Source organism: Bacillus sp. AR2-1 (genome assembly GCF_008368755.1).
In the GTDB taxonomy this organism is placed as follows: domain Bacteria; phylum Bacillota; class Bacilli; order Bacillales; family Bacillaceae_G; genus Bacillus_A; species Bacillus_A wiedmannii.
The window spans coordinates 1-20,932 of sequence record NZ_QORY01000038.1 but is presented as its reverse complement, the minus strand read 5'-3'; the positions used below and the strand labels follow the sequence as shown (position 1 = coordinate 20,932).

20 protein-coding genes and 6 tRNA genes are annotated in these 20,932 nt (G+C 37.4%); 24 read left to right on the top strand and 2 right to left on the bottom strand.

All coding sequences use genetic code 11. From position 1 onward, the window contains the following. The first annotated feature begins 42 nt into the window (after window positions 1-42). The 11 genes from DT250_RS29760 to uvsE all read left to right on the top strand — a co-directional run bounded on the left by DT250_RS29760 (window position 43) and on the right by uvsE (window position 12,769). Window positions 43-159: a DUF3948 family protein gene (locus DT250_RS29760; RefSeq protein WP_000654250.1), complete on the top strand. Its 117-nt coding sequence runs from the start codon at window positions 43-45 to the stop codon at window positions 157-159. 42 nt (window positions 160-201) lie between these two features. After that, window positions 202-312 (top strand): DUF3948 family protein, encoded by a 111-nt coding sequence (locus tag DT250_RS29755; protein ID WP_098856591.1) that lies wholly within the window; start codon window positions 202-204, stop codon window positions 310-312. Between the two features lie 310 nt (window positions 313-622). Beyond that, complete coding sequence (gene hppD / locus DT250_RS29750) at window positions 623-1,741, top strand: 4-hydroxyphenylpyruvate dioxygenase (protein WP_000810916.1); 1,119 nt, start codon at window positions 623-625, stop codon at window positions 1,739-1,741. A 66-nt stretch (window positions 1,742-1,807) separates the two neighbouring features. Further along, window positions 1,808-2,764, top strand: coding sequence for a fumarylacetoacetate hydrolase family protein (locus tag DT250_RS29745; RefSeq protein WP_000674024.1), 957 nt, complete (start codon window positions 1,808-1,810; stop codon window positions 2,762-2,764). Beyond that, window positions 2,730-3,902, top strand: a complete 1,173-nt coding sequence (locus DT250_RS29740) for a homogentisate 1,2-dioxygenase (protein ID WP_048542891.1) — start codon at window positions 2,730-2,732, stop codon at window positions 3,900-3,902. The genes DT250_RS29745 and DT250_RS29740 overlap by 35 nt, the downstream gene beginning before the upstream one ends. 231 nt (window positions 3,903-4,133) lie before the next feature. Beyond that, window positions 4,134-5,549, top strand: coding sequence for a branched-chain amino acid transporter BcaP (locus DT250_RS29735; RefSeq protein ID WP_000809356.1), 1,416 nt, complete (start codon window positions 4,134-4,136; stop codon window positions 5,547-5,549). 108 nt (window positions 5,550-5,657) lie between these two features. Then, window positions 5,658-6,929: an MDR family MFS transporter gene (locus DT250_RS29730; RefSeq protein ID WP_149214241.1), complete on the top strand. Its 1,272-nt coding sequence runs from the start codon at window positions 5,658-5,660 to the stop codon at window positions 6,927-6,929. Window positions 6,930-7,298: 369 nt separating this feature from the next. Beyond that, window positions 7,299-8,384: a D-alanine--D-alanine ligase gene (locus DT250_RS29725; RefSeq protein WP_149214240.1), complete on the top strand. Its 1,086-nt coding sequence runs from the start codon at window positions 7,299-7,301 to the stop codon at window positions 8,382-8,384. 60 nt (window positions 8,385-8,444) lie between these two features. Beyond that, entirely contained in the window at window positions 8,445-9,821 is a 1,377-nt protein-coding gene (gene murF / locus DT250_RS29720; protein ID WP_000610687.1) for a UDP-N-acetylmuramoyl-tripeptide--D-alanyl-D-alanine ligase, read from the top strand. A gap of 305 nt (window positions 9,822-10,126) precedes the next feature. After that, entirely contained in the window at window positions 10,127-11,713 is a 1,587-nt protein-coding gene (gene cshA / locus DT250_RS29715; protein WP_000206596.1) for a degradosome RNA helicase CshA, read from the top strand. A 93-nt stretch (window positions 11,714-11,806) separates the two neighbouring features. Further along, window positions 11,807-12,769, top strand: coding sequence for a UV DNA damage repair endonuclease UvsE (uvsE, locus tag DT250_RS29710; protein WP_149214239.1), 963 nt, complete (start codon window positions 11,807-11,809; stop codon window positions 12,767-12,769). Here the strand turns inward: uvsE and DT250_RS29705 are convergent. Continuing rightward, entirely contained in the window at window positions 12,762-13,334 is a 573-nt protein-coding gene (locus tag DT250_RS29705; RefSeq protein ID WP_149214238.1) for a rhomboid family intramembrane serine protease, read from the bottom strand. The two genes, uvsE and DT250_RS29705, sit on opposite strands and share 8 nt — an antisense overlap. 92 nt (window positions 13,335-13,426) lie before the next feature. Between DT250_RS29705 and acpS the strand changes: the two genes are divergently transcribed. The 6 genes from acpS (at window position 13,427) to DT250_RS29675 (ending at window position 19,369) form a co-directional block, all read left to right on the top strand. Continuing rightward, the gene (acpS, locus tag DT250_RS29700; RefSeq protein ID WP_000635044.1) at window positions 13,427-13,786 is read left to right on the top strand and encodes a holo-ACP synthase; all 360 of its coding nucleotides are present in this window, start codon (window positions 13,427-13,429) and stop codon (window positions 13,784-13,786) included. A gap of 156 nt (window positions 13,787-13,942) precedes the next feature. After that, window positions 13,943-14,893 carry a LolA family protein gene (locus DT250_RS29695; protein ID WP_002096914.1) on the top strand — a complete coding sequence of 317 codons (951 nt, stop codon included), beginning with the start codon at window positions 13,943-13,945 and terminating at the stop codon, window positions 14,891-14,893. A gap of 118 nt (window positions 14,894-15,011) precedes the next feature. Beyond that, window positions 15,012-16,181 carry an alanine racemase gene (gene alr / locus DT250_RS29690; protein WP_149214237.1) on the top strand — a complete coding sequence of 390 codons (1,170 nt, stop codon included), beginning with the start codon at window positions 15,012-15,014 and terminating at the stop codon, window positions 16,179-16,181. Between the two features lie 309 nt (window positions 16,182-16,490). After that, window positions 16,491-16,778 (top strand): antitoxin EndoAI, encoded by a 288-nt coding sequence (locus DT250_RS29685; RefSeq protein WP_000004570.1) that lies wholly within the window; start codon window positions 16,491-16,493, stop codon window positions 16,776-16,778. A 4-nt stretch (window positions 16,779-16,782) separates the two neighbouring features. Beyond that, window positions 16,783-17,133: a type II toxin-antitoxin system endoribonuclease NdoA gene (gene ndoA, locus DT250_RS29680; protein ID WP_000635963.1), complete on the top strand. Its 351-nt coding sequence runs from the start codon at window positions 16,783-16,785 to the stop codon at window positions 17,131-17,133. A gap of 67 nt (window positions 17,134-17,200) precedes the next feature. Next, complete coding sequence (locus DT250_RS29675; RefSeq protein WP_149214236.1) at window positions 17,201-19,369, top strand: Tex family protein; 2,169 nt, start codon at window positions 17,201-17,203, stop codon at window positions 19,367-19,369. 59 nt (window positions 19,370-19,428) lie between these two features. Here the strand turns inward: DT250_RS29675 and cmpA are convergent, their stop codons facing one another. Further along, window positions 19,429-19,545: a cortex morphogenetic protein CmpA gene (gene cmpA / locus DT250_RS29670; RefSeq protein ID WP_001143642.1), complete on the bottom strand. Its 117-nt coding sequence runs from the start codon at window positions 19,543-19,545 to the stop codon at window positions 19,429-19,431. Window positions 19,546-19,740: 195 nt separating this feature from the next. Between cmpA and DT250_RS29665 the strand changes: the two genes are divergently transcribed. From DT250_RS29665 to DT250_RS29635, 7 genes are all read left to right on the top strand, one after another. Next, window positions 19,741-20,199, top strand: a complete 459-nt coding sequence (locus DT250_RS29665; protein WP_179952877.1) for a SprT family protein — start codon at window positions 19,741-19,743, stop codon at window positions 20,197-20,199. Between the two features lie 114 nt (window positions 20,200-20,313). Continuing rightward, window positions 20,314-20,388 (top strand) — tRNA-Asn (locus DT250_RS29660). A 3-nt stretch (window positions 20,389-20,391) separates the two neighbouring features. Continuing rightward, window positions 20,392-20,482, top strand: a tRNA-Ser gene (locus DT250_RS29655). An 8-nt stretch (window positions 20,483-20,490) separates the two neighbouring features. After that, window positions 20,491-20,565: transfer RNA gene (locus DT250_RS29650), tRNA-Glu, on the top strand. A gap of 4 nt (window positions 20,566-20,569) precedes the next feature. After that, window positions 20,570-20,645, top strand: a tRNA-Val gene (locus DT250_RS29645). A 24-nt stretch (window positions 20,646-20,669) separates the two neighbouring features. Continuing rightward, a tRNA-Met gene (locus DT250_RS29640) sits at window positions 20,670-20,746 on the top strand. Window positions 20,747-20,749: 3 nt separating this feature from the next. Next, a tRNA-Asp gene (locus DT250_RS29635) sits at window positions 20,750-20,825 on the top strand. Window positions 20,826-20,932: the final 107 nt, after the last annotated feature.

Sequence of the window (20,932 nt, the reverse complement as noted above, 5' to 3'; positions counted from 1 at the left end):
AGTATAATAGAAGTTTTGTAACAAAAGAAAATAGAAGGGAGAATGAAAGATATGAAAGAGCAAGTATTACAAGTAACAAAAGGTGATTTCGTAGGATCAGCAAGTGGAGCAGTAGTATTAACGGCATTAATCGTATTTCTATCAAGTGTATTAGTATAATAGAAGTTTTAAATTATACAAAATGAAAGGAGAATGAGGAATATGAACGGTGAACAAGTGTTACAAGTAACAAAAACAGATTTATTAGGATCATTAGGTGGAGCGGTAGTATTAACATCATTTATTTTATTCCTTGCAAATGTATTAGTATGAGACATATAAATACAATCATTCAAAAAAAATAAAGACTCTAGCATATTAGTAAGTAGTTAATATGTTGGGGTCTTTTTTGTTTTCCTCTCCTATATACCTTCAAGTATGAATATTCCCTCCGTCATGTAAAGAGAAAAAAGTCGAATTTTATATGTAAGAAAAAAAGAGGAATTTGACAGAAAAGATAGAAAATTTTAAAGGTCAGAATTTGTTAGCTTGCTAACTAATTTCTATTAATTGATGTTGGAAGCGTTTTCGGTTGGTTTTAAGTATGAACCATTTAATCTATTTACAGGGGGATGAGGATTTTATGAAACAAAAATCTATGGATACGCTAGCTGCACAAATGGAGGACTTTTTTCCGGTACGTGATGTAGATCATTTGGAATTTTACGTAGGAAATGCAAAGCAATCAAGTTATTACCTCGCGAGAGCATTCGGGTTCAAAATTGTGGCTTACTCTGGATTAGAAACTGGTAACCGTGAAAAGGTATCTTATGTTCTTGTGCAAAAAAATATGCGTTTTGTTGTGTCTGGAGCTTTAAGTAGCGATAATCGTATCGCAGAATTTGTAAAGACACATGGTGATGGTGTAAAAGATGTTGCTTTACTTGTTGACGATGTTGACAAAGCATATTCGGAAGCTGTGAAACGTGGTGCCGTTGCAATTGCTCCACCTGTGGAATTAACAGACGAGAACGGTACACTGAAAAAAGCAGTTATTGGTACGTATGGTGATACAATTCACACGCTTGTAGAGCGTAAAAATTATAAAGGAACATTTATGCCAGGATTCCAACAAGTGGAGTTTAATATTCCATTTGAAGAGTCGGGTTTAATTGCTGTAGATCACGTAGTTGGTAATGTTGAGAAAATGGAAGAATGGGTTAGCTATTATGAGAATGTTATGGGCTTTAAACAAATGATTCATTTTGATGATGACGATATTAGTACAGAGTATTCAGCATTAATGTCGAAAGTTATGACAAATGGAAGTCGTATTAAGTTCCCTATTAACGAGCCAGCAGATGGAAAGAGAAAATCGCAAATTCAAGAATATCTAGAATTCTATAATGGAGCAGGTGTACAACATCTTGCTTTATTAACAAGCGATATCGTTAAAACAGTGGAAGCGCTTCGTGAAAATGGCGTGGAGTTTTTAGATACACCTGATACTTATTATGATGAGTTAAGTGCGCGAGTTGGGAAAATTGATGAAGAAATTGATAGGTTAAAAGAATTAAAGATTTTAGTAGATCGCGATGAGGAAGGATACTTACTACAAATCTTTACGAAACCAATTGTAGATCGTCCAACTTTATTTATTGAAATTATTCAACGTAAAGGTTCTCGCGGATTTGGAGAAGGGAACTTTAAAGCGTTATTTGAATCAATTGAAAGAGAACAGGAACGTCGCGGAAACTTATAAGATTTGTATCCACCAGCAAAAGTCTCTTTGCTGGTGGAAATTTCATTTTCATAGGGAGGAATCATGATGAAATTTGTTACATTTCGTCTTCCTTCGAAAGAAATGCGAGCTGGATGGCTTGAAGGTGACAAAGTAATTGATATGAATCTTGCTAGTGATGGAAAATTACCTTCTTCTATGTTCGCCTTTTTAGAGAAAGCGGATGAGTATGTAGAAGTATTGCGTAATATGGAGAATCCGGAAAAGGGTATATATTCCTTAGAGGAAGTGCAATTAGCGGCGGCAATTCCTAATCCGAGTAGTATTCGGGATTTTTACGCGTTTGAACAGCATGTAAAAACGGCCCGCGGCCGGAGAGGTCTAGAGGTTGTACCTGAATGGTACGATATCCCGGTTTTTTATTTTACGAACCATCGTGCTGTAATTGGTCCAGATGATTTTGTAATTGGTCCGAAGAAATCTAAAAAGCTTGATTATGAGTTAGAGATCGCTTGCGTAATTGGGAAAGAAGGAAGAAATATTTCTCGTGAGCAAGCAGAGGAATACATTTTTGGTTATTGTATTATGAACGACTGGAGTGCAAGGGACTTACAAGCAACAGAAATGAAGGTAGGACTTGGTCCAGCAAAAGGAAAAGATTTTGCAACTTCATTAGGAGCGCACCTTGTTACGAAAGAGGAATTGGATGTTTATCGTAACGGTGACCGTTATGAGCTAGAGATGACTGCTCATGTAAATGGAAAGCTATTATCAAAGGGGAACTTCCAAGATATTTACTATACATTTGCTGAAATGATTGAACGTGCTTCGGAAGACGTTACGTTATATCCAGGCGATGTGATTGGTTCTGGGACAGTAGGAACAGGTTGTGTTTTAGAACTGGGTACGGAAGAGTGGCTGCAAGATGGGGATGTTGTAGAACTTACGATTACTGGTTTAGGTACGTTACGTAATACGGTCAAAAAAGAAATGGAAGCAGGTGATGGGCATGTTTTATCGTCACATGGGGGAGCTACCTCATAAACGACATGTACAATTCCGTAAAAAAGATGGGTCGCTTTATCGCGAACAGGTAATGGGAACAAAAGGTTTTTCTGGTACGCAATCTATTTTGTACCATCATTATATGCCAACGGAAGTAGGTCATGCGGCATTATCTCATTCTTGTCAGTTGCAGTATGAAGAAGATGTAGCTCTTGCTCATCGTCATTTTCGCACGAAAGAAAATAAAAAAACTGGCGATGCAGTAAGCGGAAGGAATTTTATGCTTGGGAATGAGGATTTATTAATTGGAGTAGTGGCTCCAACAGAAAAAATGGACTATTTCTACCGTAATGGTGATGGTGATGAAATGTTATTTGTTCATTACGGAACAGGGAAAATTGAAACGATGTTTGGAACGATTCACTATCGAAAAGGTGATTATGTAACAATCCCAATTGGAACGATTTATCGTGTTATTCCAGATGAAGGAGAGACTAAGTTTCTTGTTGTAGAGGCAAATAGTCAAATCACAACGCCGCGTCGTTATCGGAATGAATATGGACAATTGTTAGAGCATAGTCCGTTTTGTGAGAGAGATATTCGTGGTCCTGAAAAATTAGAGACGTATGATCAAAAAGGTGAGTTTGTCGTAATGACAAAGTCGCGAGGCTATATGCATAAACATGTTTTAGGGCACCATCCGTTAGATGTTGTTGGTTGGGATGGCTATTTATATCCGTGGGTCTTTAATGTAGAGGACTTTGAACCAATCACAGGTCGTATTCATCAGCCACCTCCAGTACATCAAACGTTCGAAGGTCACAATTTCGTTATTTGTTCTTTCGTACCACGTTTATACGACTATCATCCAGAATCTATTCCGGCACCATATTATCATAGTAACGTGAATAGTGATGAAGTACTGTACTATGTAGAAGGAAACTTTATGAGCCGGAAAGGTGTGGAAGAAGGTTCTATTACACTTCATCCGAGCGGAATTCCTCATGGGCCGCATCCTGGGAAAACAGAGGGAAGTATAGGGAAGAAAGAAACACTTGAACTAGCTGTTATGATAGACACGTTCCGTCCGCTTCGTATTGTAAAGCAAGCACATGAAACAGAAGATGAAAAATATATGTATAGCTGGATTGAAGAAGGTTCACATACTGTGAAATAGGTAAAAAGAGGCATGCTCAATAAGTGAGCATGCCTCTTTTGTGGAATCGACATGTATAATAATACCAAAAAAAAATACGGAAAGATATATAGAAACAACGATAAGGATATTGTATGTTCCGAAAGATTTCTACTTATTTCGACAAAAGTATTGACTGGGGAAAGTGCAATGAGTAAAATAAAAAAGCGAATTAAAAATTTTCAGAAAATTTAAAACTTGGAGGAGCATGCTATGAAGCAAATTTTTCAAAAGAAGCCTATTGCAAAGCTAATGCAAGAGAGTAAGCAAAAGACGTTAGCAAGAACATTGGGTGCATTGGATTTAACTATGCTTGGAATCGGGGCAATTGTTGGAACAGGTATTTTTGTTCTAACGGGCGTGGTAGCAGCAAAACATTCTGGGCCAGCTATTATATTATCATTTGCGATAGCCGCGTTAGCCTGTGCCTTTGCTGCATTTTGTTATGCTGAATTCGCTTCTTCAGTTCCTGTCTCAGGCAGTGTGTATACGTACACATATGCGACGATGGGAGAGGTATTCGCATTTTTAATTGGATGGGACTTAATGCTTGAGTATTTACTCGCTACATCTGCTGTAGCAAACGGTTGGTCCGCTTATTTTCAATCTTTATTAAAGGGATTTGGGATCCATATTCCTACCATTCTCTCCTCGGCCCCTGGTACAGGAAAGGGTGGAATAATTGATTTGCCTGCGGTTCTAATTATTTTAGTGATGACAGTTCTTTTATCTAGAGGTGTTCGTGAAAGTGCACGAATAAATAACATTATGGTGTTTATTAAATTAGCGGTTGTTCTCATATTTATCTTTGCTGGTTTTAATTATGTAAAACCTGAAAATTGGACACCTTTTATGCCGTTTGGCTTAGATGGTGTAATGGCTGGAGCTGCTACAGTGTTTTTTGCATTCATAGGGTTTGATGCAGTTTCAACGGCAGCAGAAGAAGTGAAACGTCCACAACGTGATTTACCAATTGGCATTATTGCATCTTTATTAATTTGTACGGTTCTTTATATTGTTGTTTCACTTATTTTGACAGGAATTGTTCCATACGGACAGTTAAATATATCAGATCCAGTTGCTTTTGCACTTCAATTTATTGGACAAGATAGTTTAGCGGGAGTAATTTCAGTAGGAGCAATTACAGGAATCACAACAGTAATGTTAGTTATGATGTATGGGCAAGTACGTGTTTCGTATGCAATGAGCAGAGATGGATTATTGCCGAAGCGCCTTGCTAAAGTCCATCCAAAATTTAAAACACCATTTTTAAATACATGGACAACAGGAATTATTGCAGCACTTATTTCAGGATTAATAGATTTAAATGTGTTAGCGCATCTTGTAAATATGGGGACTTTATCAGCCTTTGCACTTGTAGCTGTTGCTGTTATTGTAATGAGAAGAACTCATCCGGATTTACCAAGAGCATTTAAGGCACCGCTTGTACCATTTTTACCAGCATTAACGGTGATTTTTTGTTTATATTTAATGCTTCAGTTATCCGGAACTGCTTGGATTAGTTTTGGGGTATGGATGGTTATCGGTATTGCGGTTTACTTCTTATATAGCCGAAAACATAGTGCTTTAAATAATAGTAAAGACGAAGAAGATGCAGCGAATTTATAAGTTGAAAAATCCATTCTAATTCTGTTAGGATGGATTTTTTGTTCTGAAAATTTACATTTTTCTGATTGTGTATATAATATAATTGTTGGGGAACTGAGGGGGGAATGTATGAAAAATACGTGGCGTGAGTTAAGGGAGATGGACCGAAACATATGGATTCGGTTTATTGGCGAAACGTTAAATGGAATTGCAATGATGATGTTGATGCCTTTTTTTGCCCTATATTTAAAAGATAAGGTGGATTCGTTATTGGAAGTAGGGGTTATTATGGCACTTTCTCCGATTGCCGCAAGTTTCGGTTCTCTTCTTGGTGGGAGGATTGCTGATATATATGGAAGAAAGCCAATAATGATTTTTTCAATGGTGAGTAATGCTTTGTTCATGCTAGGTTTTTTATTTATAGAAGGATTTATTCCTTATGCTATTTTATCTATTTTTTTAGGGCTCAGTAATTCATTATTCCATCCCGCTGCATCAGCAATGGTTGCGGATGTAACAGCACCTGAAAAAAGAACAGAAGCATATGGTTTATTACGAATGGGGCACAATATAGGTGCTGCAATTGGCCCGATAATGGGTGCTTCAGTAGTTATGTTGTCGAAGAACCTTGTGTTTATTATTGCCTCGTCTACGATGTTATTTTATGCATTACTTGTATTCATTCTTATTCAAGAGACAATGCCAAAGAGTGCGACTAAAGAAGAGAATAAAGAAAAGGAATCAGAGGCGGTTTGGAAAATTGTAATGAGAGATAAGGCACTAATGATTTATTTGTTAGCAGGTATCATTATTTCGATGGGATTTTCTCAAACAGAGGGCATGTTGCCGCTGCACTTTGATAATGAAATGAAAGGCATTTTTGGAACTAACAATCCATATCCATATTTAATGGCTTTAAATGGACTATTAGTTGTGTTGTTCCAATTTCAAATTTCAAAATGGGCCACAGATAAACCTGTCGGAAAGACGATGTTATATGGTGCATGTTTGTTCGGTATTGGTTTGTTCTTTATAGGATGGTTACCAAAGTGGTTTGGAGAATTTGATGCAAATGCTACGATTATTTTAATAACGTTGCTGTTCGTTTATGCCATATATACGTTAGGTGAGATGATTATGTCGCCTGTACAGATGACGTTTGTAGCGAATTTGGCCCCTGAGCACTTGAGAGGGACTTATATGGGAGCTGCCAGTTTGCAGTGGATTACAGGAGGCGCATTCGGTCCACTTCTTGGCGGTTTTTTATTGGATCGATTACTTGGCCACTTTCTATTTACAATTTTAGCTGTAGGATGTGTAGTTGCAGGTATTGTATATGTTTCTTTAGATCGTCTTGTTGAGCAAAGGCAAAAAGGCACACTGACCAAACAATCTTCTTAATGAGTAGATGACATACACAAAAAGGGGATTTCTACATATTTTAGGTACATAACTAGATTGGATTACAATTTTATCCCGCTATTTGTGGGCAGTAAGACTTCCACCTCAAAATTCGGCGGGAGATAACTGTCCGATTGGTGCGGGCTGATAATTAGTGGGGATGGCCCCTCGCTAATTAAAGTTTCACTGTATTTTAGAATTTAATTTTGTATATTTATGAAGAAAGTTAAGTAGAAAAAGTATAGAAAACCAATAAGTGGTGTCATTTAATTATTTGTGGAAGTTACATTTTATTTCAAATAGGAACTACCTATTTTTATAAAAAGTGCTAAAATAGAAAAATGAAAACAATTGGTTAGGGTGATTTCAGTGACAAAAATTAAATTAGGTTTATTATATGGTGGAAAATCAGCTGAGCATCAAGTTTCGCTACAAACGGCTCTTGCTGCTATTAAAGCATTAAATCAAGATACATTCGAGATTCATCCAATTTATATTACAGAACAAGGTCAATGGGTGCGCGGTGAGCGTATTGAAGGTGAAGTAACAGATGTTGAAGTTCTAAAAATGAGCGGCGCAGAAAATGCGATTTCTCCGTTATCATTAAGCACAGAAATCATTCCATCTGCAGCTTCTGAGGAAAATGCTATCGACGTTATTTTTCCATTATTACATGGACCAAATGGTGAAGATGGAACGGTTCAAGGATTATTAGAATTAATGAACATTCCTTATGTAGGAAATGGTGTTCTAGCATCTGCTGCTGGCATGGATAAAGTTGTTATGAAAAACATCTTTGCAGAAGCTGGATTGAAACAAGCGAAGTATGCATCTTTTATTCGTAGTGCATGGGAAAAAAATTGTGAAACAGCATATGAAAAAGTAGAAGAAGTTTTAGGATATCCTTGCTTCGTAAAACCAGCAAACCTTGGTTCAAGTGTTGGTATTAATAAGTGTAAAAATCGTGAAGAGCTTGAGAATGCATTTGAAGAGGCATTCCAATTTGACCGCAAAATTATTGTAGAAGAAAATATCGTTGGACGTGAAGTAGAAGTTGGTGTATTAGGTAATGATGAACCGAAATGTTCAGTTGTAGGTGAAATCGTACCGAAAAAGGACTTCTATGATTATAAGTCGAAATATATCGATGGCGATACAGCATTAATTATTCCGGCTGAAATGACAGAAGAAGAGTCTAATGTCATTAAGCGAGATGCAATTATTGCATTCCAATCGTTAGATAGTGCTGGCTTAACAAGAGCTGATTTCTTCTTAACGAAAGATGGAGAAGTATATATTAACGAAGTGAATACGATGCCAGGGTTTACGCCGTTTAGTATGTTCCCTCTACTATGGCAACATACTGGATTACCGTATCCGGAATTAATTGAAGAGCTAATTCGTTTAGCGATTGAGCGTCACGAAGAAAAACAAAAAATTAAATATACAATCTAACAAAAAAGGAGGAAGCACTATTCGCAGGAATAGTGCTTCCTCTATGTAAGGAGTGTTCTCATGATAAATCGAACGTTAAAACAAGTAGAACAGATGGTAAATGGTACGGGATTAGCAGAGCAATATGAGGGAATTACTATACAAGGAGTGTCTATTGATACGAGAAAAATTGAAAATGGAAACTTATATGTTCCGATTCAAGGTGAACGTTTCGATGGACATGCTTTTGTAGATAAAGCCGTTGAAAATGGAGCCGTGGCGACATTATGGATGAAAGATGTAGCAAATCCACCTGAGAATCTTCCTGTTATTTTTGTGGAAGACACGTTATCAGCATTACAAATGTTAGCGAAAAACTATCGCAATCAATTAGATGTGAAAGTTATTGGTGTGACAGGGAGTAACGGTAAAACATCTACAAAAGATATTGTAACAAGTCTTCTTGCAACTAAATTCAAAGTTCAAAAAACAGAAGGCAACTTTAATAACCATATTGGGTTACCTCTTACTATTTTAAACTTAGAAGAAAATACAGAAGTAGCTGTATTAGAGATGGGTATGTCAAGCCGCGGGGAAATTGAATTCTTATCTAAGTTAGCACGTCCAAATGCAGCTATCATTACGAACATCGGTGAGGCACATTTAATGGACTTAGGCTCTCGTGAAGCAATTGCTGAAGCGAAATTAGAAATTGTGACAGGATTACAAGAAGGTGGAGTATTCGTATATAACGGAGATGAGCCATTATTAACAAATCGTGTTCCTGAAATGAATTTAATAGCTGAAACAGTTACGTTTGGTGATGCTAGAGCAAATGATTATTATCCAACGACTGTAGCATTACAGGCGACTGGGACACATTTTAAAATGAATAGAGATGAAAATATTTCATTCTACTTACCAGTATTGGGGAAACATAATGTGTATAATACGCTTGCTTCAATGGCAATTGCAAAACATTTTGGTGTAACATGGGAAGAAATGAAACAAGGTTTAGTAACACTTCAAATGACGGGCATGCGTATGGAAATTGTAAAAACGGATAGTGGATTAACAATTATCAATGATGCTTATAATGCAAGTCCGACAGCTATGGAAGCAGCATTCCACTTAATGAACGGTTTAGATGGATTTGCTAAGAAGATCGTTGTACTCGGTGATATGTTAGAGCTTGGAAATCAAGAAGTACAGTTTCATTATGAAGTCGGTAAATTAATCGATCCAGCAAAAATTGCATATGTGTTCACATATGGTAAATTAGGGGCTCAAATTGCTGAAGGAGCGAAAATTAATTTCCCTATTGAGCGTGTAAAAGCGTATGATAATAAAGAGGAGCTAGTAAAAGAGTTACAAGCAGTAGTTGATGTGAAAGATGTTGTATTAATAAAAGCATCTCGTGGCATGAAATTGGAAGAAGTAATTACGATGTTGAAATAATTGGTGTATATAAATAGGGATGATAGATGCGAAAATAGAAGAAACTTATAATAAGCGCTTACAGTAAATATAAAAAAATAAAAGTGAAGAAAAAAACTCTGAATATGAAAATAAGGTAACAGTTGGGTTTGCTTTTTGCACATACAAAACTTATAATTGATAAAGTGTAATAACGTTTAGAAGTATTTTCGCGAAGAATATACGCCCGTTTATATACGTGAGCATTCAGGAAAAGGGCTTTTCCGCAAATTCGGAAAACGCCTTTTTTTAAATGATAAGTATAGGATAGAAAAGGAGAAGTAACATTGACAACATTTCGAGAATTAGGATTAAGTGAGTCTTTACTACAATCTGTTGAAAGTATGGGCTTTGAAGAGGCTACGCCGATTCAAGCTGAAACAATTCCACATGCATTGCAAGGTAAGGATATTATTGGGCAAGCGCAAACAGGTACAGGGAAAACAGCAGCATTCGGATTACCACTATTAGATAAAGTGGATACAAATAAAGAAGCAGTTCAAGGTATTGTTATCGCGCCAACGCGTGAATTAGCAATTCAAGTTGGAGAAGAGCTGTACAAAATTGGTAAACATAAACGCGTTCGTATTTTACCAATCTATGGTGGTCAAGATATTAACCGCCAAATTCGTGCTCTAAAAAAACACCCACACATTATTGTTGGTACGCCGGGTCGTATTTTAGATCATATTAACCGTAAAACACTTCGCTTACAAAACGTAGAGACAGTTGTTCTTGACGAAGCGGATGAAATGTTAAACATGGGCTTCATTGAAGATATTGAAGCGATTTTAACAGATGTGCCAGATACACATCAAACATTATTATTCTCAGCGACAATGCCAGATCCAATCCGTCGTATTGCTGAGCGTTTCATGACTGAGCCTCAACACATTAAAGTAAAAGCAAAAGAAGTAACAATGCCAAACATTCAGCAGTTCTATTTAGAAGTGCAAGAAAAGAAAAAGTTTGACGTGTTAACACGCTTATTAGATATTCAATCTCCAGAGCTTGCAATCGTATTCGGTCGTACAAAGCGTCGTGTTGATGAATTATCAGAAGCATTAAACTTACGTGGTTATGCAGCAGAAGGTATTCACGGTGACTTAACACAAGCGAAGCGTATGTCTGTATTACGTAAATTTAAAGAAGGTGCTATTGAAGTTCTTGTTGCAACAGACGTTGCTGCACGTGGTCTTGATATTTCAGGCGTAACACATGTATATAACTTCGATATCCCACAAGATCCAGAATCATACGTTCACCGTATCGGTCGTACTGGCCGTGCAGGTAAAAAAGGTATTGCAATGTTATTTGTAACACCACGTGAATCAGGACAATTAAAAAATATCGAGCGCACTACAAAACGTAAAGTTGATCGTATGGAAGCACCGACACTTGACGAGGCATTAGAAGGTCAACAACGTTTAATCGCTGAAAAACTTCAAAGCACAATTGAAAATGATAATTTATCATACTACAAGCGTATTGCAGAAGAAATGTTAGAAGAGAATGATTCTGTAACAGTAGTAGCTGCTGCTTTAAAAATGATGACAAAAGAGCCAGATACAACTCCAATCGCTTTAACGTCAGAACCACCAGTTGTTTCAAGAGGTGGCGGTTCTAAAAAACGCGGCGGTAACGGAGGCGGATACCGTGATGGTAACCGTAATCGTAGTCGTGACGGACGCGGCGGTGGCGATGGTCGTAACCGTGATCGCAATCGTGATGGTGGTAGCCGTGGTGGCGATGGCCGTAACCGTGATCGCAATCGTGATGGTGGTAGCCGTGGTCGTAAAGGTGAAGGTCAAGGTCGCCCTGGATCTTCAAATGGACGTGGCGAAAGAAAACATCATAGCCGTCCACAAGCTTAATAAAAAAGAGAATGCCCTTTGCTGGCATTCTCTTTTTTTTATTTCTGTAATTGTACATACTACATAATAACTTGTGTAGAAAAGAGGTGCTACATGCTTGTAAGACTTGGATATGTTGCGATGAGTGTACATTTAAAGAATGCATCTCCATCTCAAACGATGACATATGCGCAGTTTCAACGAATTGGTGATCGAGAGGCTGCAATTCGTAAACTCGAAAGAATTGCTAATTCGAATTTAGAAAATTGTTTACGGTTATTAAAGCATAATAAAGGGCATGATATATCTTTCTTTCGGCTTAGTTCCAAGCTTGTTCCTTTAGCGAATCATGAGGAGTTGTTAGAGTGGAACTATATTCGCCCCTTAAAAGAAAATTTAAAAGTACTAGGTGATTACGCTATTCGAATGAATATGCGTATTGATTTTCATCCAGATCATTTCGTTGTGCTGAATTCACCTGAAGAGAATATTTTTAAACAATCTGTAAAGACATTGCAGATGCATAAAAAATTATTAAAAGGTATGGGGATTGAACATAAGCAACGATGCGTATTACATGTGGGTGGAGGTTATAAAGATAAGGAACTCGCATTAGAACGCTTTATAGAAAATTGGTCAAGTGTTCCAAGAAGTATCCAAGAGATGGTCATATTAGAAAATGATGATACGACCTTTTCTTTAGAAGAAACATTGTATTTAGGTGAAAAATTAGATATTCCAGTCGTGTTTGATTTGCATCACCATATGATGAATAATGATCGAGAAGATTGGCATGAAGATTGGGCGCGTGTTGTACATACGTGGGAATCGTCTTTGTTACCAGTGAAAATGCACATTTCTAGTCCTAGAGAGGGAAAAGACCCGAGAGCGCATGCGGACTTTATTGATGTAGATACTTTTTTATCTTTTTTAAAAAAGATAAAGGGAAGTGTTTCGCAAATTGATTGTATGATTGAGGCGAAGAAGAAGGATGAGTCTTTATTTCAACTAATGAGAGATTTAAGTAAACAAACAGATGTAGAAATTGTCGATGGTGCGAGCTTTTATATTAAATAAGCTCTGCACCATCGAATTTTTTTGTTAATAATGGAGTGAAAATACCACCAATAATCAATCCTGTTAAATGGCTTATAGGGTTAGCGGAGGGATTGAAGAAAGTGAATAGTAGTAATATACATATCATGATTGAAAAAATAGCAATGTCTCTTGGATTGGAAGAACGATATCGACTATACAATAGAAATAATTGTGCACCTAGCAATCCGAAAATACCACCAGATGCCCCGGCATGAATATATTCAAGAGGCATAATGAGATAAGAAGAAATATTTCCAAGAATGCCAGAAAGGAAAAAAATAATGATGAAAGAAAAGTGCCCTAGTTGTTTTTCAATAGAAGAGCCAAGCACAAATAAACAAATACTATTAGAAAGGAAATGTTGTAAGTCTACATGTACAAGTAAGGAAGTTATGAGACGCCACCATTCTCCTTTAGCGATATATTCATTGTAGGATGCCATGGGAAAGAGAAGAAAGTCGCCTAACATAATCGTGACTAATTGTATGAGAAGTAAAGTGATGACGATTGGTTGTAAGGAAATGCGGGCAGAAGGTATTAGCATGTTGTGAGTATCACTCCTTTTGCATCAGAAAGATTCTCTGTTATTCTTACAATATGAAAAAAGAAAGCTAAATAGAAGAAGGGGATTTTGAAATGATTGTAGGGATTGGAATCGATATTATTGAATTGAATCGAATTGAAAAAATGCTAGATGGAAAACTTAAATTTATGGAGCGTATTTTAACTGAAAGTGAACGCAATGTTGCTAAGGAGCTGAAGGGAAGTCGCCTTACAGAGTTTGTAGCTGGAAGATTTGCAGCGAAAGAGGCGTATTCAAAAGCGGTAGGAACTGGTATTGGAAAAGAAGTAAGTTTTTTAGATATTGAAGTAAGGAATGATGATAGAGGTAAGCCGATTCTCGTTACAAGTACAGAGCATATTGTTCATTTATCAATTAGTCATAGTAAGGAATTTGCTGTTGCTCAAGTTGTTTTAGAAAGCTCGTCACGCTAGTCTGCATATTTTATATCTTTGTCTCATATATTTGATGTAGCGATAAGGAAGGTACATCTTCCATTCATTTATAGGGGCAAAGGGGCTGAAGTGATGAAAAGGCGTCTGTTTTTAGTTCTTGTCGGTTTATTAACCGTTTTTGTGTTGGCGGGTTGTATGGAAAAGAAACAAGATGATGTTGTGAGAGATTTAGAGGCGAAAGTAAAAGGGATGAAAAGTTATCAAGCTGAAGCAAAATTATCTATTAAAACAGGGAATGAGCCTCAGGAGTACAAGGTAGAAATATGGCATAAGGAACCTTCTTTTTATCGTGTGAATTTGCAGAATGCGAAAAAAGATCAAAGCCAAATTATTTTAAGAAATGAAGAAGGGGTATTTGTATTAACGCCAGCACTTAATAAGAGTTTCCGTTTCCAAAGTGATTGGCCGCAAAATAGTAGCCAGGCTTATTTATATGAATCCCTTGTGAGAGATATTTTGCAGGATAAGAAAAACCTTACTTTTGAAAAAACAGATAAGTATTATATTTTTAAAACAAAAACAAACTATCAACATCAAAACATGTTGCCGAAACAAGAGATTACATTGAAGAAAAGTGATTTAACACCAGTTTCGGTGAAGTTAATGGATAATGATCAAAATGTTCTTGTGAAAGTAGATTTCTCAAAAGTGAAATTTGATGCGAAATTTGATAAAGGTGCATTTGATACGAAACAAAATATGTCTAGAGCGCAAGTAGATGTTCAAACAACAGCGAAAGAAGACAAACCATTTGCTATTTTGTATCCGCGTGATACGCCGCAAGGTATGGTTTTGAAAGATGAAAAAGAGTTGAAGACAGACAGTGGCAAGCGTGCGATACTCACATACACTGGAAGTAAGAAATCCTTTACTTTGATACAAGAAAAGGCAAAAGTTGCAGAGGCTTCGTCAGCGATAAGTGTGAGCGGAGAATTGGTTGATCTTGGCTTTACAATTGGGGCATTGACGAAAGATTCTTTAACGTGGTCGCATAACGGAGTAGAATATATGCTCGTGTCTAAAGGTTTAGAGCCGAAGGAGCTATTAATGGTTGCTCGTTCAGTTACAGAGAAGCAAGTGAAGTAAACTTCTTAGACGTGGTGATATATGTGCACCACGTCTTTTCTTAGTTTGAAGGGTGGATTTCATAAAAGAAGCATATAAAAGAATAAGCTTCGCATATCGTGTATAAGGAAGTGTATTTATGGAAGAAGCACCATTTTACCGTGACACTTGGGTGGAAGTGGATTTAGATGCGATCTATAACAATATTACACACATTAAAGATTTCATTCTAAGTGATGTAGAGATTTTTGCTGTAGTCAAGGCGAATGCATATGGACACGATTATGTACCGGTAGCTAAAACGGCATTAGAAGCAGGGGCGACAAGGTTAGCGGTTGCCTTTTTAGATGAAGCTCTAGTGCTTCGAAGGGCTGGTATTACTGTGCCGATTTTAGTGTTAGGTCCTTCCCCGCCTCGTGATGTCAATGTAGCTGCTGAAAATGATGTAGCGTTAACTGTTTTTCAAAAAGAATGGGTGGATGAAGCAATCAAACTTTGGGATGGTTCATCTACAATGAAATACCACATTAATTTCGATAGTGGTATGGGAAGAATTGGAATGCGCGAACGAAAAGAATTAAAAGGATTTTTAAAGAGTTTAGAAGGTGCGCCATTTTTAGAATTAGAAGGAGTTTATACACATTTTGCAACAGCGGATGAGGTGGAGACTTCTTACTTTGATAAGCAATATAACACATTTTTGCAGCAGTTAAGTTGGTTGAAAGAGTTCGGAGTGGATCCTAAGTTTGTCCATACAGCTAATAGTGCTGCAACGCTACGTTTTCAAGGGATTACATTTAATGCAGTACGAATTGGCATTGCGATGTATGGGTTATCCCCGTCTGTAGAAATACGCCCTTTTTTACCGTTTAAATTAGAACCAGCGCTATCACTGCATACGAAAGTTGCTCATATTAAACAGGTGATTAAAGGGGATGGGATTAGTTATAACGTCACTTACCGAACGAAAACGGAAGAATGGATTGCAACTGTTGCGATTGGATATGCAGATGGATGGCTTAGAAGATTACAAGGGTTCGAAGTGCTTATAAATGGTAAAAGGGTACCGATTGTAGGTCGAGTAACAATGGATCAATTCATGATACACCTTCCTCGTGAAGTGCCGCTTGGTACGAAAGTTACACTCATTGGAAAACAAGGTGATGAGTATATTAGTGCTACTGAGGTTGCTGAATATTCTGGGACTATTAATTATGAAATTATTGCAACGATAAGCTTCCGTGTGCCGAGAATATTCATACGGCACGGCAAGGTTGTAGAAGTAATCAATTATTTGAACGATATATAGAAGGTAGTATGGTTTGCTTCTTGTCATTTGAGAGGACTGTTCATTGGTTAAGAATAAGCTCATTTTTGATGAGAAGCTTTTTACTTATCATTACTTTTAACATAATTTAACGTGAATTTTGCTGGGAAACTCTTTCGTTTCTTGTTTGTAATAAGATAAAAATAAAAGAATATGAATTTTTTGTTTGTGAATTGGAAAACATAAGCAAGGAATAAGGAAGTCTTTGCAACAGGCTCCATACAATGGTATTATTACAATAGGTGTCATATATATATTTGGGTGTGTAGTTGACGGTGGAGGTGTATTTTTGTGTCCGAATCAAGTGTAACTACTGAAATCGTGGTTCGGTTGCCAAAGCAAATGGTAACGGAATTGGACGGAATTGGAAAACAAGAGAATAAGAATCGCCATGAACTAATTTGCCAGGCAACACAACTGTTATTGCGTCAACATAAGACGAAGAAACGCTACCAACATGAATCAATGCGACGTGGGTACATTGAAATGGGAAAAATTAATCTTGGTATTGCATCGGAAGCTTTCTTAGCAGAGTATGAAGCAGCTCATACAGTAGAACGCTTAGTTAGCGGGGGGTAATATTTTGATTGTAAAACGCGGCGACGTGTATTTTGCAGACCTTTCCCCAGTTGTTGGTTCTGAGCAAGGAGGCGTTCGTCCGGTTCTTGTCATTCAAAATGACATCGGAAATCGTTTTAGTCCAACGGTGATTGTAGCGGCTATTACTGCACAGATTCAAAAAGCTAAATTACCCACTCATGTGGAAATTGATGCGAAAAAGTACGGTTTTGAGAGAGATTCTGTTATTTTACTTGAGCAGATTCGAACAATCGATAAGCAGCGCTTAACGGACAAAATCACTCACTTAGATGAAGTGATGATGATTCGTGTAGATGAAGCGCTACAAATTAGTTTAGGACTAATAGATTTTTAAATCGGCAGTTTAAGTTGCTCTCTTTACAGGGCAACTTTTTTTATTATAGAGGAGGTTACGGTTGTATATGGAAATGGTAGATAATCGACAAGCGTTAATGAAAATGTTAGTGAAGGAATTAGGCTTTACCGAAAAGCAAGTTCGTCATGTTATTCAATTAACAGAAGAAGGTAACACAGTTCCATTTATTGCTCGTTACCGAAAAGAATGGACAGGCTCTTTAGATGAAGTGCAAATTCGTACAATTTTAGAGAGATGGCAATATATGATGCAGCTTGAAGATAGGAAAGAAGAGGTTCTTCGTCTTATTGATGAGAAGGGGAAACTGACAGGAGAGTTACGTCAGCAAATTGTTAAAGCTGTAAAGTTGCAAGAAGTAGAAGATTTATATCGTCCATATAAAGAGAAAAGAAGAACGAAAGCAACGATTGCAAAAGAAAAAGGACTAGAGCCGTTAGCTGAATGGTTATTGTTATATAAGAAAGAAGATCCAAATCAGAAGGCAGTGGAGTTTATTAACGCAGAGAAAGAAGTGCAATCTGCAGAAGAAGCATTACAAGGTGCCCAAGACATTATTGCAGAAATCGTTTCAGATGAAGCGGCTTATCGTAGTTGGATTCGGAATGTTACTTTTAGAAAAGGTGTTATGTCTTCTTCCGTAAAAGATGAAGAGAAAGATGAAAAGAATATATATGAAATGTATTACAGTTATGAAGAACCTTTGCAGAAAGTAGTGCCGCATCGTGTATTAGCGATGAATCGCGGTGAGAAAGAAGATATATTGAGAGTTTCTGTTGTTCCACCAGTAGATGAGATAGTAACTTTCTTATATAAGAGAGTAATTCGTGATAACGATTCTAAAAGTGCACATTATGTAAAGTTAGCAATTGAGGATGGTTATAAACGATTAATTCAATCCTCCATTGAAAGAGAGATTCGAAAAGAATTAACAGAAACAGCTGAGGAACAAGCGATACATATTTTTTCTGAGAACTTACGTAATTTGTTATTACAACCTCCAATGAAAGGAAAGGTTGTGTTAGCTTTAGATCCTGCATATAGGACGGGTTGTAAATTAGCTGTTGTAGATGATACGGGGAAGGTTCTATATATTGATGTTATTTATCCGCATCCACCTGTTCGTAAATATGAAGATGCAAAAACGAAAGTTCTTTCTATTATAGATAAATATCAAGTTGAAATGATTGCGATTGGGAATGGTACAGCTTCTAGAGAATCGGAAGAATTTATAGTTGATGTATTACAAAATGTGAAACAAGAAGTCTTCTATATTATTGTGAACGAAGCTGGTGCGAGTGTGTATTCGGCCTCTGATTTAGCTCGTGAGGAATTTCCGAATTTACAGGTTGAAGAAAGAAGTGCTGTTTCTATTGGGAGACGTCTGCAAGATCCACTCGCTGAACTTGTGAAGATTGATCCTAAATCAGTTGGGGTTGGACAATACCAACATGATGTATCTCAAAAGAGATTGAATGAATCATTAACATTTGTAGTAGAGACGGCAGTTAACCAAGTCGGTGTGAATGTAAATACAGCTTCAGTTGCGTTATTGCAATATGTTTCGGGTTTATCGAAAACTGTTGCGAAAAATATTGTGGCAAAGCGTGAAGAAGAAGGGAAATTTACAAAACGAACAGACTTAAAGAAAATACCGCGTCTAGGTGCGAAGACATACGAACAATGCATAGGTTTCTTACGTATATTAGAAGGGGCAAATCCGTTAGATCGAACGGGTATTCATCCAGAACAATATAAAAATGTTGAATTGTTATTGAAGAGTCTAGGGTTATCAAAAGATGACGTAGGGCAATTGCAATTACAAAAGAGCTTAGAAGAAGTGGAGATTTCTAAGTTATCGCAAGAAACGGGAGTTGGGGAGCCAACATTAGTTGATATTATAGATGCGCTCATTAGTCCAGAGCGAGACATGAGGGATGAGTTGTCTAAACCGCTTCTGAAAAAAGGGATTTTGAAATTAGAAGATTTAAAACGTGGTATGGAACTGGAAGGAACAGTTCGTAACGTTGTTGATTTTGGTGCTTTTGTTGATGTAGGTGTAAAACAAGATGGTTTAGTACATATTTCTAAACTAAGCAAACAGTATGTGAAGCATCCATTAGATATTGTATCTGTCGGACAAATCGTCAAGGTATGGGTAGATGATATTGATACGAAAAAAGGTCGCGTTGCACTATCCATGTTGCCGATTGAATAGTAAGAGAAGAGAGAGCAGATGAAACTGCTCTTTTTTTATGGGATAAAACGTGTAATGGATTATGAGCTTTGATGTATTTTGCTATAATAAAACCAGCATTCATTTAGTAATTTAATTTGATACCGGTTTTTTTCAAAATATGCGCGTTGCATTTGTTTTTTTAGCCACGTAGGCATAGGAATCCCTCCTTGTTTAATCCTACTCTCAAAAATGTAAGGTACTATTGATGAGAGGTTGGTGAGTGGATTTCTATTCATGCTATATTTTTAGAAACCACGCTTCTTGAATGAGGATGGGTATATGTACTATTTAATATATGTATAAGGGAGGAGAAAAGTGTAAAAATATTTTTTAGTTTAGGAGGAATGAGAGTGGATGAGCAAGAAATACAGCGTCTGGTGGAAGAAGTATCACTACAATACTTCGGAATGCCATTTTTACATAGAGCTATGTTCAATAGTAGGTTGCGTACAACTGGTGGACGTTATCTATTGAATACACACAACATTGAACTGAATTATCGATATTATGAAATGTATGGGAAAGAAGAGTTAGCCGGAATCATTAAACATGAGCTTTGTCATTATCACTTACATATTACAGGAAGGGGCTATAAGCACCGGGATAGAGATTTTCGTGAATTGTTGAAAGAAGTTGATGCGCCACGCTTCTGTAAACGAATAATTAATGAAGAGAAGGAAAAAAAGGTTTATACGTATGAATGTATGGGTTGTTTGCTTCAATATGTAAGAAGACGTCAAATAAATACAAAAAGATATGTCTGCGGAAAGTGTAAAGGGAAACTGAACCTGATAAAGAAAACATCTTGACAGTGAAAACGCAATCCAGTATATTATAAACATGTCACGTTTGTACAAGATGTTGAGAAAAAACATCTTGACTTACGATAAGAAATTTTATAAGATACAAATTGTCTTTATTATTCCGCAGTAGCTCAGTGGTAGAGCTATCGGCTGTTAACCGATCGGTCGTAGGTTCGAGTCCTACCTGCGGAGCCATACAGAGAAGTACCCAAGTGGCTCAAGGGGCTCCCCTGCTAAGGGAGTAGATCGCTAACGCGGTGCGAGGGTTCGAATCCCTTCTTCTCTGCCATACATACTGGCCCGTTGGTCAAGTGGTTAAGACACCGCCCTTTCACGGCGGTAACACGGGTTCGAATCCCGTACGGGTCACCACTTCGGAGGATTAGCTCAGCTGGGAGAGCACCTGCCTTACAAGCAGGGGGTCGGCGGTTCGATCCCGTCATCCTCCACCATATAAATTATATAAATAGTATCATCGCGGGGTGGAGCAGCACGGTAGCTCGTCGGGCTCATAACCCGAAGGTCGCAGGTTCAAATCCTGTCCCCGCAACCAAATGGTCCCGTGGTGTAGTGGTTAACATGCCTGCCTGTCACGCAGGAGATCGCCGGTTCGACCCCGGTCGGGACCGCCATTTTAACTTCTGCTATTTGGCAGTTGTTTTTTATTGGACATTATGTTACAATAACATTTGTCTTTGGAAAGAAGATAAATATTTCGATGGGCTATAGCCAAGCGGTA

Excerpts from the sequence above, each read along its gene's own strand:
- DT250_RS29760 (WP_000654250.1), top strand. The coding sequence starts at position 43 with ATGAAAGATATGAAAGAGCAAGTATTACAAGTAACAAAAGGTGATTTC.
- DT250_RS29755 (WP_098856591.1), top strand. The coding sequence starts at position 202 with ATGAACGGTGAACAAGTGTTACAAGTAACAAAAACAGATTTATTAGGA.
- hppD (WP_000810916.1), top strand. The coding sequence starts at position 623 with ATGAAACAAAAATCTATGGATACGCTAGCTGCACAAATGGAGGACTTT.
- DT250_RS29745 (WP_000674024.1), top strand. The coding sequence starts at position 1,808 with ATGAAATTTGTTACATTTCGTCTTCCTTCGAAAGAAATGCGAGCTGGA.
- DT250_RS29740 (WP_048542891.1), top strand. The coding sequence starts at position 2,730 with ATGTTTTATCGTCACATGGGGGAGCTACCTCATAAACGACATGTACAA.
- DT250_RS29735 (WP_000809356.1), top strand. The coding sequence starts at position 4,134 with ATGAAGCAAATTTTTCAAAAGAAGCCTATTGCAAAGCTAATGCAAGAG.
- DT250_RS29730 (WP_149214241.1), top strand. The coding sequence starts at position 5,658 with ATGAAAAATACGTGGCGTGAGTTAAGGGAGATGGACCGAAACATATGG.
- murF (WP_000610687.1), top strand. The coding sequence starts at position 8,445 with ATGATAAATCGAACGTTAAAACAAGTAGAACAGATGGTAAATGGTACG.
- uvsE (WP_149214239.1), top strand. The coding sequence starts at position 11,807 with ATGCTTGTAAGACTTGGATATGTTGCGATGAGTGTACATTTAAAGAAT.
- DT250_RS29705 (WP_149214238.1), bottom strand. The coding sequence starts at position 13,334 with ATGCTAATACCTTCTGCCCGCATTTCCTTACAACCAATCGTCATCACT.
- acpS (WP_000635044.1), top strand. The coding sequence starts at position 13,427 with ATGATTGTAGGGATTGGAATCGATATTATTGAATTGAATCGAATTGAA.
- DT250_RS29695 (WP_002096914.1), top strand. The coding sequence starts at position 13,943 with ATGGAAAAGAAACAAGATGATGTTGTGAGAGATTTAGAGGCGAAAGTA.
- alr (WP_149214237.1), top strand. The coding sequence starts at position 15,012 with ATGGAAGAAGCACCATTTTACCGTGACACTTGGGTGGAAGTGGATTTA.
- DT250_RS29675 (WP_149214236.1), top strand. The coding sequence starts at position 17,201 with ATGGAAATGGTAGATAATCGACAAGCGTTAATGAAAATGTTAGTGAAG.
- cmpA (WP_001143642.1), bottom strand. The coding sequence starts at position 19,545 with ATGCCTACGTGGCTAAAAAAACAAATGCAACGCGCATATTTTGAAAAA.